Here is a 17,500-nt window from a genome sequence, read left to right on the forward strand (position 1 = left end):
GAAGGCTGAATTAATCGGCATGGTTCGTTTACCCAACACGGCCTTTCAATCGCTGGCAGGGGCTTTCAGGCCCCAGGGTAATCTGCCAAATTGGTATAAATTAGAAACTATTCAAAAAATATTAAGTTATCTATCTCTCCTAACGCAAAATACAAGAATCTCTTGAATTTATCAATCGTAACATTCTGTAGAACATCATTAAAATCTTCATAATCTTTTATTACTTGAAAATTATTAAAGTAAACTACATTCAATATCTCTGCTTCGCATTCACTTCGGCTTATTGGACTAAATCTATTATTGTATACGTTTATCCTTAACTCTTCTTTTAGCTCGTGAAAATTTACACTTTCAAGCATAAGATTTATGATTTGTTCCACATCTACTGTTGCCTTAATTGGAGCCTCGTAAATATCATTGCTGCTCATTAATTCAAATATATAGTAAACTCTAGTAGAGTCCTCATGACTAAAAAATATAATTTCAAATTTACAGTTATTTTTGACAGCGTAAGCTTTATCTAATAATTTGCAAATACTTATCAAGAACAATTCATTGAGAATCGTTTGTTCTTTGTTAAAAATCTTAGAAAAATAAGTACTAGAAAGTGCAATTTTTTTATGATTATCACCAAATATTTTAAATATTTGAATATCTATATTTAAATTAGCTGCTATCCGTCCCAGTTCTTTGATATGGAATTTTTGCTTTTCTACACAAACTTTTGGTGTTATTTTTTGAGGCAAGTCAGAAAAAACAAACTCATTTTTTTCATGATTAAAAATGAAATATCTTAAGTTTTCTGCTACATAAATACTACCAAAAGTCTCAAATAATTGGTCAACGTTCAAACTTTTTATGTCCTCAAGTAGACCTATTGGTCGAGAGACAATATCATTATTTAAAACATGAATCATTACATTGATCTTTGTCCCCCCATTGTGTTTCGATAGTATTTCTTCCTCGACCTCTCTAATTGCCATTAACATTAAGCCATAATATTCATTTTTATTATTTAATATTCTCCTTACAAAGTTTTCAAATTCAAAGATAAGGTTTAAACCAACTTGGTACTTTGCATTGCTCCAGCTATATAAGCAATAGCAGTAACTTGTTTGTCCTCTCAAATTGCTTTCTTTCTCTGTGAAAAAGTCTTTGAGCATCGCCAGTATAACAAAGTGCTCCAGAACGTGAGCTAAACCATTTTTGCCGATACCATCTTTTTCTGATCCAACTTCACATAAAATGAAAAATGAATACATCCACTACCTTCTTTCTGAACTTTACTTCATTTTTTATCATTAGTGTGTTTTTAAATTTTATTCGGTTCATTGAACCTCAAGATAAGTCCAACCATTTATTCTTAGGATGGTAGAAAAGCACACTCTCCTGATACTAATAAAATTTGAACATTCATATTAATCCAAGCCCTTGATACACAGGGATTTTGAATAACACCTTGCAATCCACTGGGGTGCTTACGACGATTATTTGAAGTTCCACTGCTCACACGTCACTGGTAAAGTGGAATGTCCGCTAGAAAATGGCTGCTTGTTCATCTTCCAACTACAGCATGATCGTTCAAGTTGATGTAAAGAATGACCTTTAGGCGATATGGCATTCAATACTAAAATACGAAACTATGGAATAGCTTTATAATGAGCGTGTAGCAGCGTGGAACGATGTAACTCTACAATGAAAACCTACTTACCTCAAACAGCCTGCATATCTGGGAATTTTGAAGTAACTACCCACCAGTACCTTAACAGCATTGTAATACTCGTTACAGCATTTCCCTTAATTTGTAAAAGGAGAGATACGACTGCATAAAAATAACAAAGACAAATTCTGCAGATCTGTCCATTTTAGAACTGAACTGACATAGCGCTTCGATCCCAATTGGAGTCTACTAGCTTTACGTCAAAATCAGAAATATTCATAATGCTCAATTTAAGAAGTAAATCTCATCCTTTTATTAATCCATTTTGGCAAAAATAGTAGGAGCATAAATAAAACTGCAACAGCAATGGAAGGAACGGCAATGATTGTAGAAATACCTCCATAGGATTCAAAACTTGTGTAATAACTGTTGAACTCGACTATCTGCATGGGCAGAAAATTGCCCACGTAATGTTTCAGAAAGAATACCTTACTCAACTGAATGGCGTAAGAAATGGCTATAGTGAATAGTAATAGGGCGTAGCCAGTATAAACCTCTGTGACTAATACGCTGATCAATAAGGTAATCCCTGTCATCAGTGAGATTGCCACATATCCAATGACCAGGTTGATCAAAAACTGCTGGAAGTAATTCACCTCAACCATTGATAAAAAAAATTGTGTACTACTTTGTATAGGCAAATCCGCTCCTTGTACACCGTACATAAAGAATATAGGCGTAATGTAAATCGCCACCGCCGCCACATAAAGCAGTGAAGAGAGTTGGAAGGCGTTGATGATCCGTATCCTACTCAGCTTACGTTTCCCAAATTTCGTGGATTTCACCAGTCCGTCCACGCCCAAGGTCTCGTCTTCATTAAAAATTGGGACCAGTACAATGGAAATGAGAACCAGGACAATAAAAACACACTGGCTCATCCCTGAGTTAACGTTCTTCCAGCCCTCGGCATAACCCATCCGGATAGTTTCGGAGAAAGAAGCCGCTGCAAAAGTCCCGTTGCTGTTTCCTTCCCTGGAACTCCCCGCTTTCTCCTGTGCACTTCTGATGATGTCTGCCCTGTCCTGATAGAATTGTTTTGCTGAGACATCCCGTATTCCTGTCCAGTCCCAGCCATACACTTGGATAATCATATCCAAGGCTGGCAAATCTGCAACATCCGCTCTATTTCTATCTTCTGGCAGGCTAAGTTTTCTGTATTTTTCCAAAATTTTGTTAATCTTAACTTTATCCAATACCTCTGGTTGATAGAGATACCGGTATTCCGTCCCATCTGTCACCTCATATCTTGCCTGATTTAAATAACCTGTTTTGATGGTGTCCAAGTTGTAAAAGGTAAGTATCAGAAACAATGCCATCAGAAAACCAAATACGTTTATGTTTAGGATTTTACTTCTATTTAATTTTGATAAATAGCTCATGATTTCACCTACCTTCCTCTACTGTAAATAATATCTTCTCATCCATATCAAGATACCGATTCGAGATAAGAGAATATAAACAATGCCCAGAAACAAGGCGACAAAAACATAAGGAAACACGGTATTACCCACAAAATATAAGTTTTCTATACCTATAAGATTATTGATAAAGTTCTGGGGCATGAAGACCATCACTTTCAGCGCCCCCCTCCCCATCTGATAAGTATGGACGAGATAAAAATAAATCAGTGAAATTGCTAATACCAGTTTCCCTCTTTTAAAAACCACGGACAAAAACAGGATAAGATGTGTCACGACAAGGGTAGAAAAGTACCCCATGGCAATATAGAGTAACCCCTCTTGAAGCTGATTCATGGAATAAAATGTAATCGTCCCGATTTGAACCGAAGAGTCCCAGCCGTGCAGCGTATACACTGCAGTAATAAACAGCAGTACAACCGCAATATACACAAAATAGGCTATCGTAGAAAACACACAGGCGGCGCCAAGCTTATAGCTGATCAGCTTCCTCCGGCTCTCCTTGGTGGATAAGGTCACCTTGTCAATTCCTTTGCTGGCGTTTTTAGAGAATCCCTCGCATAGGATAAAGGCCAAGAACATAAAGAAAAGGTAGCTCGTATTTAATAAACCTATTTTCAGGTATTCCCAGCCACTATCGTATTTGAATAAAAATGGGGTGTGTACTTTTTGCATCTTCTGGGATATGATTTCGATTTGTTCCTTTGTATAAGGAAATAGATTTTGTTCATTGGATAAATATTCGGTAAAGCTGCTTTTCCAATTCTCATAAAAATTGGCGAGCTGCTCGTCCGTTAAATTTAAGCTGTTATTGAGCACACGGTACTTTTCATATGGAAAGTTGAGCTCCCAGTACAGCGCGTCGTGAGGAAAGGTCAATTTTTTTCCCAGCTTGCGGTCTGTATCCACTTCGCCCTCAATATAAGGTTTGTCCACGCTGTTTTTGTAGTTTTGTTTCATTCGTAAAAAATAATCCGTCGTCATCGTACCCTCAACCGTGCGCTCTCTTAAAATTTGCCATCCCCCAAGACCGCTATGTATGTTTCCCTCATCATCCAAGACATCGATACTCTGGGCGGTTTGAACCCAGGGGATCAGAATAATTGTGAGAAAGAGTAGGCTGATAATCACCGTACTTTTATTTCGTATTTTTTTCAGTTCCAATGAAATGAAATTACGCATGGCTCCCACTCCCTAAGTAGATGTAGTAATCTTCCAGCGTGGGCTCGCATACGATTGCGCCTGATTCCTGTTCTCCCAGGTACCGTACATTGACAACGTTTTCTTCCTGCCGGATCCGTACGATGAGGTGCTCCTTCTTAAATGAGGCAAGTCGCTCTCTGTCCATCTCCTCGGTGAACACTTTTCCTTTAATCCCGGCTAACATCTTTTGCACATTACCTTGCTCTTTAATTTTGCCCTGATTTAGGATGATCACATTAGTGGTGATTGCTTCGATGTCCGAAATAATATGGGTAGAAAACAGGATGATCTTATCCTGTCCCATTTCGCTTATGATGTTTGAAAAACGGATTCGCTCATGGGGGTCAAGCCCAGCGGTGGGCTCGTCAAAAATTAATATCTTTGGATCGTTGATGATGGCTTGGGCAATGCCCACCCGCCTTTTCATCCCTCCGGAAAAAGTTTTGACCTTTTTATTGGCAACTTTATCCAGGTTTACAAACTGTAATACCTCTGGAACTTTGTGCTTTAGTTCTTTTTTTGACAATCCCTTCAGTGCTCCCATATATTCCAGATATTCTGTTGCCGTAAACGCGGGATACACCTCGAAATCCTGGGGAATATATCCCACAAGATTCCGGTAGTCGTCGTTCATATGGAAGATATCCCTGCCGTTAAAGGTAACCTTGCCGCTAGTTTGATGATCGATTGCCACAAGAATTCGCATCAAGGTGCTTTTCCCTGCCCCATTATCTCCCAAAAGCCCGTACACGCCTTCAGGCAATGTGAAATTCAGTTCATCAATTGCCCGTTTCGTTCCGAATGTTCTTGTTAAATTTTCCGCTTTAATTTCCATCGCTCATTTCCTTTCTCAATTGATATACGTCTCCTTCCGAGAGAACTTGCCATTCCTCTCCCGCAGATTTTCTCCCTAACAGGAGGTTGGTATATTCTCCGTCCAGCTTTTTCACTTCCCATGCCACCAGATTTTCATTTTCATATCCTGCTATGATACCTGATTTTTCTTTTGCATATAGAATATTTTGGATTCTCGGATCATCAGTGCTTCCCCTGGTGCCATCGTCTGCTGGTTCGGGAAACCGATCTGGATTTTTTCGCATGTATGCATCAACAGTTTTGTAGATACCTATTATATCCTCGATAGAAAGAGACGGAATTTCTATTGTTGGCCTAATTGATGACCCTTTCCTTCCTTCCTCCCGATAGGTTCTTTCATTTTCTTTTCTCTGCTCATCAAGTCGTTTGTCCAAGGCAATATCCTCAGGAGTCCTCTCATCATTTGGCGGTGTATCCTCTGTGGATTCCTCATTGTGCCGACTCTCATTCTCTGTCTTTACACCCTTCGGATTGTTATCTGCGGTAATTAATTTCCCTGAGATGGTTTTATCATCCTGCATGCTTGCATATTCTGAGTAGCTACTTTGATTTTTGAAGTAGAGGCTTCCTCCAATCAAAATGATTATAGTTAATACACTCATTAAGACTTTTTTCACTAAGACACCTCCATTTTTAATATGTAATCCTACATTTCATCGTTTATTTCAACTGACTTAATCTTTCGTATAACTTTAATGTATCCCCAATCTGAGCCTGGTCTGGATGACTAATGTCCTCTAATGGCGCCCCCTTGACGATGCATATATACTCACGGTTATTCACCAACCCAAGTGTTGCCCAACATTGTCCAGCAGCAGATGTTGTTCCCAACTTACCTCCAATAATTTTGAAGCCGATTTGCTGATCTTCATTAAGGTACTTTAGTACAGTCGATTCTAACAGTATCCCTTCCGGATGGTCTGTTGTTGATGTCGTCAGGTATGTCTCTTGAGTAAACCTCTTTTTGAAATCGTTGTTATCTAATGCATAATCCAATAGCTTTCCCATGTCTGAAACGGTTGTATACTGATTGTCATCATGAAGGCCATCAGGACTAGTGAAATGCGTGCCATTTAACCCGAGTTTAGCGGCTTTATCATTCATCATCAGAACAAAATCTTCTACATTCCCCGCAACGTGGACGTCTAAAGAGTTTCCCGCCTCACCACCAGAAGTGAGAATCGTCCCATATAACAAGTCTTGATAGGTAACCTCTTCATCTTTGCGAAATCCGGCCATAGAAGAGTTGCTTGTAAGAAGCTCGCCGAACGTTCTCCGATCTACTGGAGCGCTTGCAGATAAGTCATCAACATGCTCAAGAGTAACAATTGCAGTCATAATTTTTGTCAGTGAAGCAGGATAAACCTTGGCTTCCGAACTATCTTCATAAATGGCTTGATCTGTTATAGACATAAATCATATGGACTGATAAGTGTTCTGTCCAAAGAATAGAAAGACCTTGTGTGAATCTAAATGTTACTCCTGTTCTTCTTGGTACAAAGTATAGACTGAACAACTTAAAAATCTAGGTTTGTAGATCTTAAATTTTTCTTAAATTAATGGTCTGTGCTTAGCTATTCTTCTCTACTTTATTAGTGTCCTGCCATAAACAAACTTCAAATGTGGTCTGTATGATATTACTTTGCGCCTTAATCGATCTTTGATTGCTTTTTTGGTCTGCCAATTCGTATTTAAATAGCGTTGCACTAAGCGCTATATATAAAATATTACAAATAAATAGTAACATTTTAAAAATACCATGTAAATATTTAATTACAAACACAGTATTGTCTAGCGATGATTCTTTCTTTATACATTACTCATATATCCCTTAGATTGATCCAACAATAAAACAGTGATTTTAAAAACAAAAAAATATGATATCACTATTTTTAAATTGATATATTGTAATTTAACAATTATAATAAACACAACCTATTATATGAAAGGTGAATGAAATGAAAAAACTACCTAGAATCAGTCAAAAAGAACAAGATGTGTTGTTGGTTTTTTGGAGAGATGGCGGAAATTTAACTGCATCAGCCATCGCGGATATAGGGGATGGATTGAGTATTAATACCGTTCAAGCAGCGGTTCGGAGTTTATTGAAAAAGGAATATATTGAAATTGCTGATATTGTATATAGCGGCACCGTACTAACAAGAAGTTATAAGCCTGTCATAAGTGCAGAAGAATATGCCGCATACCAGTTGCAAATTCTAAAAATAAATGCTAAGAATTTTTCAGTATCGAACTTTGTAGAACATTTCAAAGAAAATAATGAGATAGAATGTTTAAAAGAATTGAAGTAGTTATGCAAATCCAAGTTTAATCTCACCGTAGTTAAAGATAAAATTTACTATAGAACGAGTCTGAAAACTGAAAAATTTTAAGTATATCGAGCATTTTGTTGATATACTGCATAGACATCTGTTTATTCCTTCTTTTGTTGTTATGTGAGAATTACAATAATACAGGAGTAGCAGATGTTTTTCCACTTTCACCCTTTGAGCACTTCGTCAAGCACTGATTACTGATTTGAGCTCTTTTTGTTGTACATTATTTCAACAACTCACCTGCAATAGATGACTCTTTAATGAATCCTTTATAGTTGTCTGCTTGAATGTCATACAGCTCCGCATATATTTTATTATTGCTCATCAAAAAGTCATGATCCCCCACAGCGTCTACTTTGCCTTCGTGTATAACAATTATTTGATCAATATTTTTTATATTAGTGAATCTATGAGTAATAATTATATTAATCCTATCTGTTTTTTTATTTACCATATTTTTAAACACTTCACTTTCTGTCTTAGCATCTAACGCTGCTGTTGGTTCATCAAATACCATAACATCTGCTTCCCGGACGAAACTTCTTGAGATAGCAAGTCTTTGCCATTGCCCTGTCGAAATATCCTCACTATTTTCCCATCCAATCAATAAATTTGTATCAAATTTCCTATTCAATTCGTTAATAAAATCATATGCTTGACCTAAGACAGAAGCGTCTATTATAACTGGCATATCCTTAATATTATTAATCATTGAAATCCCAATATTCTCCCTTATTGTTAGCGGAAACTTCACAAAATCCTGAAACATCGCACTCATTTTCTCGAAATAGGCTTTCTTGTCATACATTGTTCTATTAATGCCATTGATTAATATCTCGCCTTTTGTTGGTGCATACAACCCTAAAATGAGCTTGATCAATGTAGTTTTACCGCTCCCGTTATATCCGACCACAGCATAATCAAACCCTTTTTTTAATGTTAAATTTATATCTTCTAATATATAACTACTTGAGCTTGGATATTTAAAATAAACTCCTATAAACTCAATTGAATCCACGACAAAATCCTTTATTAAATCCTCCCTAATTTCCTCGCTTTTTATTAAATTTATTTTATTTAATCTCTCAAAGCTCAATAAATACAAACAATTTTCATATAGTGTTAAAGCATAGCTTATTAAATTGATCAAAGCATTTTGCAGTTTGGTAGCAGTTTCAATGCTCATTATAATAACACCGATGGACAGTTTACTCATAATACCATTGATAACTATAATTATTTTGAACAAATATGTCAGTAACTGTTGAATTGAATCGCCTACGGTAGATTTAATAGTCAATGTTTTTTTTACATTTTTATCCTGCTCAATTATTTGTTCAAAAATATTATTAATGATATTCTGTATAAAAGATATATTGGAAAATAATTTCATTTCTTTGAAATTCTCATATGTAACTATCATATCCTTTAAAGAACTATAGTATCTAGTCTTTTCATATCGTTTATCATACACTTCAAATAACTTGGACATAGATTTTAAATTAATTATTGTACTCGGGATTATTGATAGTATGATGATAATCACGATACTTACCTGGTAAGATGCCAAAATACTTATCGTACCAACGAATAAAGACATATTCATGATAATCTCAACAATATTATTCAAAATGCCTATACTTCTCACTGTTGACTCGTCATTTGTTTTTTGGATGTCATTATGTAGCCTTGGATCTTCAATATCTTGCATTTCCATGCTGTCTACAATTTCAATAGTTCTATTTGTTATATACTTATCAACTAATACAGTATAAATTTCCTTTACATAATTCGTAGTTTTATTAATAATTAATTTTATTAGTACAATAATGAAATGAAGAAAAAAGAGATATATAATGCTAATATAATCTCTGTTGTCATTTATTAAAAGAGAACCTATTTGATCTATTATATGCTGCCATACAATTAAGTTTATGATATCGGGTAAAGCCATAACAGAGCTTAAAACTAAAATTAATATGAAGTATTTTTTTGAAGAAGCGAATAATACGCTTAGAGTAGTTTTTATAATAGCAACGTAGTTACTAAAGTGTCTAAAATTGTTGAATTTCTTCATCTCAGTTATCCTCCAGTATTCATTGTTTTCTAAGTACCTAAGGACGTGACTAAACCCTGAAGAATAATATGGTATGATTAAAAAAAGTCGATGGATTAGAGAATTCACCCAAGTTATCTAAGTACCTGGAATTTGTATACATAACAGTTGTTTTCAAATTCACTCAATGATGAGTTTTCAGTCACATTATGGTGATTATTTATTTATTGTAATGTACCAAGGTTATTGTATTTTAATATAAGTCATAGCCTACTGGAGAGTTACTCCAGTCTAACAACCTTAGATTTGAATACAACAGTGTCTCCGTTGGTAATCGACGAAGACACTGTTTGGTTTGTAAAACTTAGTTTCTTGTCGCGTCGGAGTTATACGCGTTGTTTACAGCATCGACGCAAGAGCAACTACAACCAGGTTCTGAAATTTTAGTAGCTGAATAGTTCGCTAATTGAGAATTACGTATACTGTTGGTTTGTAAAACTAGTTTCTTGCTGCGTCTTGGTTATAGGCTTCATTTACAGAACCAACACAAGAGCATTGACAACCAGTTCCTGAAGTTTTAGTAGCTGCTTGGTTCGCTAATTTGGAGCTACACATACATGGCGCCATTATAACGACATCACGAAAAGCTACGCTCTCATTGTCAATAGCTTGCTGTTGATATGGATTCATAATCTTTAACATGTTCTCACCTCCTTTCATTTATGTATTTATCTAGGTTTAAATGAGAACAATTAAACCTAGAAATAAATTATAATAAGGCAACATCTTCATTAAAGATTGCTAACTTTTCCGGTGATGTCCTAAGTAAATTGTGATAATTCCTTAAACTACGTTCTGCTGTACTTCTATAATATTCACACTCTGCAAGGTCAGGTTTCCTGACTCCCGAAGAATCCATTCTATCTACATAACAACTACTACAAAGTTTAGCAGCCCAACAATCAGAGCAAATATTTTCCCAAGCTTCGGAAAATTCATAAACATATTTATTATAAATCTTTTCCTCAATAATCCCTTGATTTACATTTCCTATTGAAGGACTGTTTCCGATCCTTTCACATGCGAAAAAATCGCCATCTGTGGAAACAAATAATCGTCGGGATCCAACAACACAACAACCGTTCATTGGCACAAAATTAGTAGCTCTTTTTGTTACGCTTCTTTTATGAATTCTATCAAGTGAATTAAAGATAGATTGTTCTTTAATTTCTTCCAAATTATTAGTAATATCGATTTGCTTATCCTGCCATTGTCGTAGCGATTGGTCATTAAAATCTGAGATTTTCAGCAATTCTTCCGGCACAGTGCCAGGACCGGCATAGCCTAATTGATATCGAAAATCTTCATGAGTAAAATCCAAATTTGTAAAGAAGTCATCTATTTGAGAAACCTTTTCTACGCTAAACGGAGGCATGTACACCGCATTTGCACCAATATGCATATCCTTACCATTTTTTTTAGCTACACTATTTAATAATTTGAATTTCCCGAAAACGTTATCAAATGAGCCTGAGCCATTCTTATAAACTCGATACATATCATGTATTTCTTTGGGACCATCAATGCTACAAAGAATAGATAAATTATCAACAGTAGAAAAATATTCAGCCATTTTGGGGGTTAATACAGACAAGTTAGTAGTAAAAGAAAAATGTATAGTCCTGCCTGCTAAAGCAACCTTCGAGTATTCAATAACTTCTTTTAATAGCTCGAATTCAAGTAAAGGCTCTCCGCCATAAAAAGTAATAAAAACTTCCTGCTGATCCCCATAAAGTTTCATGTAATCAATAGATTTAAGCGCCGTATCAGATGACATTCTTTTTGAAGTAAACGCTCGATTGTGAGGATACCCATCATGGTATATGCAATAGCGACAACGCATGTTGCATTTTCCGGTTAATTCTAAAATGAGTTGCGTTGTGCCCATATTCATTTGATTTTTCATATACTCTAGGGATATGTCATTATATAAGTGCTTAATATTGAATCCTTTGAATAAATCCTCCTCATTAATTGAAGTCATTAATTCGCTTACATTAACGTTGTGAGAATAAATAAATTCATTTAATTCATCTAAACTTTTATTAGAGGAAATTAACAATTCAATCAACTGAGCTATATTACTGTCAACCATCACAACCTTACTAGTTCCACTATCGTAGAAGTAATAAAAGTTATGTTCTGAAAATATCTTCCCTATGGAAAATGCTGTTTTTGCTGGTTTTTCTTTTTTATAATCTTGGATGTAATTATAGAGTTCTGAAAAGTCTCCGAAGTTAACTTTACATAAATCCATTTCATTACCTCCTGCCAATATAATACAGCTGTTAAGTATTATAATAATGACAAATTAAAAAAATATCAACACTTTTTTTATATCCATATCAATTTTCGATCTCACCAAATCTAGCTTATGAAGTTTAATAGGTGAAAATTCTACTTGGAAAGGCTAAAACCGAGCCACCAATAGCGAATCTTGGACGGTTGAGAGTAGTTTCAGACGTTAAAGGCTAGACAGACAATAGTTTTTCCAAAAGTGAGGGGGGCCCCGGAGGAAGTTGGTTGAACATCGATGGGAAGTCGAGGGTAACCTGAATCAAAAGTTGGTTCAATCTGCAGAATCTTTGAAGCATTCGGCATATATTTGCCGATTTGTATCTAGAAGAGTGGCTGGGATGGGCAGAACGTTCTCTGGTTCCACAGCCACCTCACCAATGGCTTACTTGAGGGAATCAATCGTCTGGTTCAAGCGGCAAAACGCCGGGCCAGAGGATACCGAAACGTTGAGAACCTCATTGCCATGGTTTACATGACTGCCAACAAAACCAAGCTACCTGAACTTGCCGCTCGAAGAAACTAAGCCTGTCTTTCCCCTTCCCTTTCTACCAGGTTTACAAACTCCTACATCTATGGATTCTCTGAACCTATGAATACAGGGGGGTTACCCATCCGGTAGTGATATGCTCCCAATATAGTAGACAGGTGAGATAATAAAAACCTGTGACTGTATGGGGAGCATTTTTATGGAACGAAAGAGGTTTACGGCACTTGAGAAATTAACGATTCTTCGAGAAATTAAACAAGGATTCATCGGGGTGAAGGTTACAGCCGGAAGTTTGGAGTATCAAAAAACTCTATCGTGAAATGGCGGCGACGTTATGAAGTGTACAGTTACGAAGGGCTGGAAGCCCATACTCATAACCGAACATATTCCGCAGAACTTAAACTCCAATCTGTGAAGGATTATCTCAAGGGAGGATTATCGCAAAACCAAATCATTTACAAGTATAAAATTGCAAGCCAAAATCACAGCGTTTATCCAATCTCGTATCCATCCAGACCTTCATCCCCATTATATCGTCCGCTGGGGAACCGACGAATCAGATAGAATTCTTGGGACTCTACCAACTAACGAAGAACAAGAAAACTTACTGCTCCGATACTTTTTTCAGCCATAAAAAGTGGCGTCGGCATAATCAGCTGTTTGGCATTAGCAATCACACAGGTTAAATGAAATGCGATCAATCCCAGGTCATGCGTGAGCGGCATCCAGCCCAAATAAGCATCCTTGGAGCTCATGTCTGTTTGATTTGCAATATCCCGGATATTGTAAACTAGATTTTCATGCGTCAGCATGACTCCTTTGGGATCGCCTGTAGAACCCGAGGAGAATTGGATAAAAGCTAGCTCCTCCGGTTTGGATATATGAACTACACCTTTATTCTGAGTGGAATAATCGAATCTATGGCTTGAAAAAGTCGCTTTTTTAACCGGCTCAAAGGAATCCAGCAGCTCGTGCTGTTGCGCGTATTTTTCAAGCTGCTCTAATACCTTGTCATCTGCAACCATATATGGGCGGGAGAGTGTGTTCCAGATTTTAAACAATTTCATTTTATGCTCATCATTATTCCCTATGCTTACAGGTACAGGAACGATTCCACCAATCAGGCAACCCCAAAATACATTCAAAAAGTTATGGTTGTCGTCGATCTGTATGATCAGCTCATCGCCGGGTTTTACTCCTTGTTCCTGTAATTCATAAAGCACCTGTAATGCTTGCTCCAGAAGTTTTCTGTAGGATACGTATTCCTCTTGTTTATCACCGGAAATAAAAATGATTCCGTTCTCATCCCGGCTTGCACGGTCCTGAATGATTTCAATTAAGGTTTTAAACTGCTCCATCCTGATCCCTCCTCAATTGCTCTAGCATTGCTTTCCGCTCTCCTGGAGACCTGTTTGGTTTGCAACACAAGGCAAATACACTCCAGTATTTCCTGTCTTTGCTCAGAAGCAGGAGGCGAACTGCTGCCTGATTCCAAGTTTCGCAGTAATTTTTCCAGTCTGCGCACAGGTAAAATAACACCCTTTCGATACTCATCTTCATTCCAATTGGCGTTGGGAGTAGACACTGCTAGTGACAGGGAACAGGCAATCCAATCACGGATCGAGAAACGGCGGCCCAGTTCAAAGCGATCCAAGTCTCTGTCCAAGGATAGCACTTCGATATTAGGGCTCATTTCCCTCACTAAATTTTTCAGCACTGTTCGTGGACCTAACTCGATGCCTTATTTTACGCCATGATTCATCATATATTGCACGGTTTGAATCCATCGAACCGGGTGAGTCATTTGCAAAATCAATCCTTGGCGTATGCTGTCAAGATCGCGGTATGGCTGAGCGGTCACATTGGAGATCACGGGCCACTTCGCTTCATTTAAAGTGTACTTTTGCAGCTCTGCGGCCAGTCTGTCCGCAGCAGGCTGCATAAGCGGACTATGAAAAGGGCCGCTGACCTGCAACCGCGTAATTTGAGCTCCTCGCTGTTCTAACTCGCCAGCTGCCAAAGCGACAGAGGTATGATGACCTGAAACGATCACAAATAATCGTGTGTTCTACCCAATTCAGCAGTTTTCTGCCGTACCCTTGCCCCTGTGCAGCCGGGTCTACAACGAACCACATCACAAAAGGCAATTGTGTTTAAATTTCTCCCGAATGATGAGAGCAACGTCTGCCTGAGCAGCAGGCCACTGGAGTCCTAACTGCCGATCGTTTTGTAAGCTTTGTAGGTCACTTACTGTTCGTCTTCACTAAGCTATCTGAATGTTCAGGTAAAATATTTATGTCATCACTTTCAACAAAGGTCATTCCTTGATAAGGGGTTTTGCGCTCCAAAAAAATAACTTTCATATTCTAATATCGACTCGATTCCGAAAAGGTAAAAAGAGCACAGCCAGTAAGGCTGTGCTCTTTTCTTGTGCTTGGCGGCGCCCTACTCTCCCAGGACCCTGCGGTCCAAGTACCATCGGCGCTGGAGGGCTTAACGGTCGTGTTCGGGATGGGTACGTGTGGAACCCCTCCGCTATCGCCACCAAACATGTATTTGATTTGCAAATACTTTACTCAGGAACAGCATCGCCAAATGCTGTGTGTTGCTTGCCTCATATAAGCTACTCGAACTTATAGGGTGCCATGCTTACACCCTGAAAACTGGATCCGAAACTCATTGCGCCTTATCTTAGGATAAGCCCTCGACCGATTAGTATTGGTCAGCTCCATGCATTACTGCACTTCCACCCCCAACCTATCTACCTCGTCGTCTTCAAGGGGTCTTACATACTGGGAAATCTCATCTTGAGGGGGGCTTCACGCTTAGATGCTTTCAGCGCTTATCCCTTCCGTACATAGCTACCCAGCGGTGCTCCTGGCGGAACAACTGGTACACCAGCGGTACGTCCATCCCGGTCCTCTCGTACTAAGGACAGCTCCTCTCAAATTTCCTACGCCCACGACAGATAGGGACCGAACTGTCTCACGACGTTCTGAACCCAGCTCGCGTACCGCTTTAATGGGCGAACAGCCCAACCCTTGGGACCTACTTCAGCCCCAGGATGCGATGAGCCGACATCGAGGTGCCAAACCTCCCCGTCGATGTGGACTCTTGGGGGAGATAAGCCTGTTATCCCCAGGGTAGCTTTTATCCGTTGAGCGATGGCCCTTCCATGCGGTACCACCGGATCACTAAGCCCGACTTTCGTCCCTGCTCGACTTGTAGGTCTCGCAGTCAAGCTCCCTTCTGCCTTTGCACTCTTCGAATGATTTCCAACCATTCTGAGGGAACCTTGGGGCGCCTCCGTTACTCTTTAGGAGGCGACCGCCCCAGTCAAACTGCCCACCTGACACTGTCCTCGTACCGGATCACGGTACCAAGTTAGAACCTAGATACGATCAGGGTGGTATCCCAAGGATGCCTCCCTTCAAGCTGGCGCTCAAAGTTCAACGGCTCCCACCTATCCTGTACAGATCGTACCCAAATTCAATATCAAGCTGCAGTAAAGCTCCATGGGGTCTTTCCGTCTTGTCGCGGGTAACCTGCATCTTCACAGGTATTAAAATTTCACCGGATCTCTCGTTGAGACAGCGCCCAAGTCGTTACGCCATTCGTGCGGGTCAGAATTTACCTGACAAGGAATTTCGCTACCTTAGGACCGTTATAGTTACGGCCGCCGTTTACTGGGGCTTCGGTTCATAGCTTCGCCCGAAGGCTTACCACTCCCCTTAACCTTCCAGCACCGGGCAGGCGTCAGCCCGTATACTTCGCCTTGCGGCTTCGCACAGACCTGTGTTTTTGCTAAACAGTCGCTTGGGCCTTTTCACTGCGGCCCCCTCGGGCTATTCACCCTACCGAGGCACCCCTTCTCCCGAAGTTACGGGGTCATTTTGCCGAGTTCCTTAACGAGAGTTCTTCCGCGCGCCTTAGAATTCTCTTCTCGCCTACCTGTGTCGGTTTGCGGTACGGGCACCTTCTCCTGGCTAGAGGCTTTTCTTGGCAGTCTGAGATCATGACCTTCGCTACTACAATTTTCGCTCCCCATCACAGCCCAGCCTTACGATGTGCGGATTTGCCTACACATCAGCCTCACTGCTTAGACGGACATCCATCAGTCCGCGTCACTACCCTACTGCGTCACCCCATCGCTCATAGCGGATTACGGTGGTACAGGAATTTCGACCTGTTGTCCTTCGACTACGCCTATCGGCCTCGCCTTAGGTCCCGACTTACCCTGAGCGGACGAACCTTCCTCAGGAACCCTTAGGCTTTCGGCGGATCTGATTCTCACAGATCTTTTCGTTACTCATACCGGCATTCTCACTTGAATGCAGTCCAGCGCTCCTTCCGGTACACCTTCAACCCGCATTCAACGCTCCCCTACCCCTGATGCAAAGCATCAAGCCATAGCTTCGGTGGTGTGTTTAGCCCCGTTACATTTTCGGCGCAGAGTCACTCGACCAGTGAGCTATTACGCACTCTTTCAATGGTGGCTGCTTCTAAGCCAACATCCTGGTTGTCTGTGCAACTCCACATCCTTTCCCACTTAACACACACTTGGGGACCTTAGCTGATGGTCTGGGCTGTTTCCCTTTCGACAATGGATCTTAGCACTCACTGTCTGACTCCCGGAACTAAATCCATGGCATTCGGAGTTTGACTGAGCTTGGTAACCCTTGCGGGCCCCGCACCCAATCAGTGCTCTACCTCCACGATTCTTCTTTCCGAGGCTAGCCCTAAAGCTATTTCGGGGAGAACCAGCTATCTCCGGGTTCGATTGGAATTTCTCCGCTACCCCCACCTCATCCCCGCATTTTTCAACATGCGTGGGTTCGGGCCTCCAGTGCGTGTTACCGCACCTTCACCCTGGACAGGGGTAGATCACCCGGTTTCGGGTCTACGTCCACGTACTCATTCGCCCTATTCAGACTCGCTTTCGCTGCGGCTTCAGCTCTTCACCTTAACCTTGCACGGGAACGTAACTCGCCGGTTCATTCTACAAAAGGCACGCCATCACCCCTAAAATGGGCTCTGACTTCTTGT

General features: G+C 39.7%; 13 protein-coding genes, 2 rRNA genes and 2 pseudogenes (1 of these 17 running past the window's edge). 2 read left to right on the top strand and 15 right to left on the bottom strand.

All coding sequences use genetic code 11. The annotated features are described in order from the left end of the window. Window positions 1-107: 107 nt before the first annotated feature. The 6 genes from ACXHJ2_RS11945 to ACXHJ2_RS11970 all read right to left on the bottom strand — a co-directional run bounded on the left by ACXHJ2_RS11945 (window position 108) and on the right by ACXHJ2_RS11970 (window position 6,630). The gene (locus ACXHJ2_RS11945) at window positions 108-1,262 is read right to left on the bottom strand and encodes a hypothetical protein (RefSeq protein ID WP_165084622.1); all 1,155 of its coding nucleotides are present in this window, start codon (window positions 1,260-1,262) and stop codon (window positions 108-110) included. 688 nt (window positions 1,263-1,950) lie between these two features. Next, window positions 1,951-3,099 (bottom strand): hypothetical protein, encoded by a 1,149-nt coding sequence (locus tag ACXHJ2_RS11950; protein WP_165084624.1) that lies wholly within the window; start codon window positions 3,097-3,099, stop codon window positions 1,951-1,953. Window positions 3,100-3,117: 18 nt separating this feature from the next. Beyond that, entirely contained in the window at window positions 3,118-4,320 is a 1,203-nt protein-coding gene (locus tag ACXHJ2_RS11955) for a hypothetical protein (protein WP_165084626.1), read from the bottom strand. After that, entirely contained in the window at window positions 4,313-5,176 is an 864-nt protein-coding gene (locus tag ACXHJ2_RS11960) for an ABC transporter ATP-binding protein (protein ID WP_165084628.1), read from the bottom strand. The genes ACXHJ2_RS11955 and ACXHJ2_RS11960 overlap by 8 nt, the downstream gene beginning before the upstream one ends. Further along, a complete protein-coding gene (locus ACXHJ2_RS11965) occupies window positions 5,166-5,834 on the bottom strand; it encodes a hypothetical protein (protein ID WP_165084630.1) in 669 nt (222 codons plus the stop codon). Before ACXHJ2_RS11965 ends, ACXHJ2_RS11960 begins: the two co-directional genes overlap by 11 nt. Before the next feature lie 43 nt (window positions 5,835-5,877). Beyond that, window positions 5,878-6,630 (bottom strand): D-alanyl-D-alanine carboxypeptidase family protein, encoded by a 753-nt coding sequence (locus ACXHJ2_RS11970; protein ID WP_165084632.1) that lies wholly within the window; start codon window positions 6,628-6,630, stop codon window positions 5,878-5,880. 545 nt (window positions 6,631-7,175) lie between these two features. On the opposite strand from ACXHJ2_RS11970, the gene ACXHJ2_RS11975 reads away from it, so the two are divergent. Further along, window positions 7,176-7,529: a BlaI/MecI/CopY family transcriptional regulator gene (locus tag ACXHJ2_RS11975; RefSeq protein ID WP_165084634.1), complete on the top strand. Its 354-nt coding sequence runs from the start codon at window positions 7,176-7,178 to the stop codon at window positions 7,527-7,529. A gap of 247 nt (window positions 7,530-7,776) precedes the next feature. Here the strand turns inward: ACXHJ2_RS11975 and ACXHJ2_RS11980 are convergent, their stop codons facing one another. From ACXHJ2_RS11980 to ACXHJ2_RS11990, 3 genes are all read right to left on the bottom strand, one after another. Next, the gene (locus ACXHJ2_RS11980) at window positions 7,777-9,630 is read right to left on the bottom strand and encodes an ATP-binding cassette domain-containing protein (protein WP_165084636.1); all 1,854 of its coding nucleotides are present in this window, start codon (window positions 9,628-9,630) and stop codon (window positions 7,777-7,779) included. 477 nt (window positions 9,631-10,107) lie between these two features. Then, the gene (locus tag ACXHJ2_RS11985) at window positions 10,108-10,311 is read right to left on the bottom strand and encodes a hypothetical protein (protein WP_165084638.1); all 204 of its coding nucleotides are present in this window, start codon (window positions 10,309-10,311) and stop codon (window positions 10,108-10,110) included. 67 nt (window positions 10,312-10,378) lie between these two features. Next, on the bottom strand, window positions 10,379-11,926 hold the full coding sequence (locus ACXHJ2_RS11990) for a radical SAM/SPASM domain-containing protein (RefSeq protein WP_165084640.1): 1,548 nt from the start codon (window positions 11,924-11,926) through the stop codon (window positions 10,379-10,381). A gap of 390 nt (window positions 11,927-12,316) precedes the next feature. On the opposite strand from ACXHJ2_RS11990, the pseudogene ACXHJ2_RS11995 reads away from it, so the two are divergent. Further along, window positions 12,317-12,490: pseudogene (locus tag ACXHJ2_RS11995) on the top strand (transposase); the annotation flags it as partial. A gap of 548 nt (window positions 12,491-13,038) precedes the next feature. Here the strand turns inward: ACXHJ2_RS11995 and ACXHJ2_RS12000 are convergent. From ACXHJ2_RS12000 to ACXHJ2_RS12025, 6 genes and pseudogenes are all read right to left on the bottom strand, one after another. Continuing rightward, entirely contained in the window at window positions 13,039-13,812 is a 774-nt protein-coding gene (locus ACXHJ2_RS12000; protein WP_457874850.1) for an AMP-binding protein, read from the bottom strand. After that, window positions 13,791-14,147: a hypothetical protein gene (locus ACXHJ2_RS12005; protein ID WP_457874852.1), complete on the bottom strand. Its 357-nt coding sequence runs from the start codon at window positions 14,145-14,147 to the stop codon at window positions 13,791-13,793. Before ACXHJ2_RS12005 ends, ACXHJ2_RS12000 begins: the two co-directional genes overlap by 22 nt. 48 nt (window positions 14,148-14,195) lie before the next feature. Beyond that, window positions 14,196-14,507, bottom strand: coding sequence for an ACP S-malonyltransferase (locus tag ACXHJ2_RS12010; RefSeq protein ID WP_457874906.1), 312 nt, complete (start codon window positions 14,505-14,507; stop codon window positions 14,196-14,198). A 31-nt stretch (window positions 14,508-14,538) separates the two neighbouring features. Beyond that, window positions 14,539-14,589: pseudogene (locus tag ACXHJ2_RS12015) on the bottom strand (hypothetical protein); the annotation flags it as partial. 297 nt (window positions 14,590-14,886) lie between these two features. Next, window positions 14,887-15,003, bottom strand: a 5S ribosomal RNA gene (rrf, locus tag ACXHJ2_RS12020). Between the two features lie 143 nt (window positions 15,004-15,146). Continuing rightward, window positions 15,147-17,500 (bottom strand): 23S ribosomal RNA (locus tag ACXHJ2_RS12025) (it continues 572 nt past the right edge of the window).

The organism is Paenibacillus sp. ALE3, assembly GCF_054113405.1.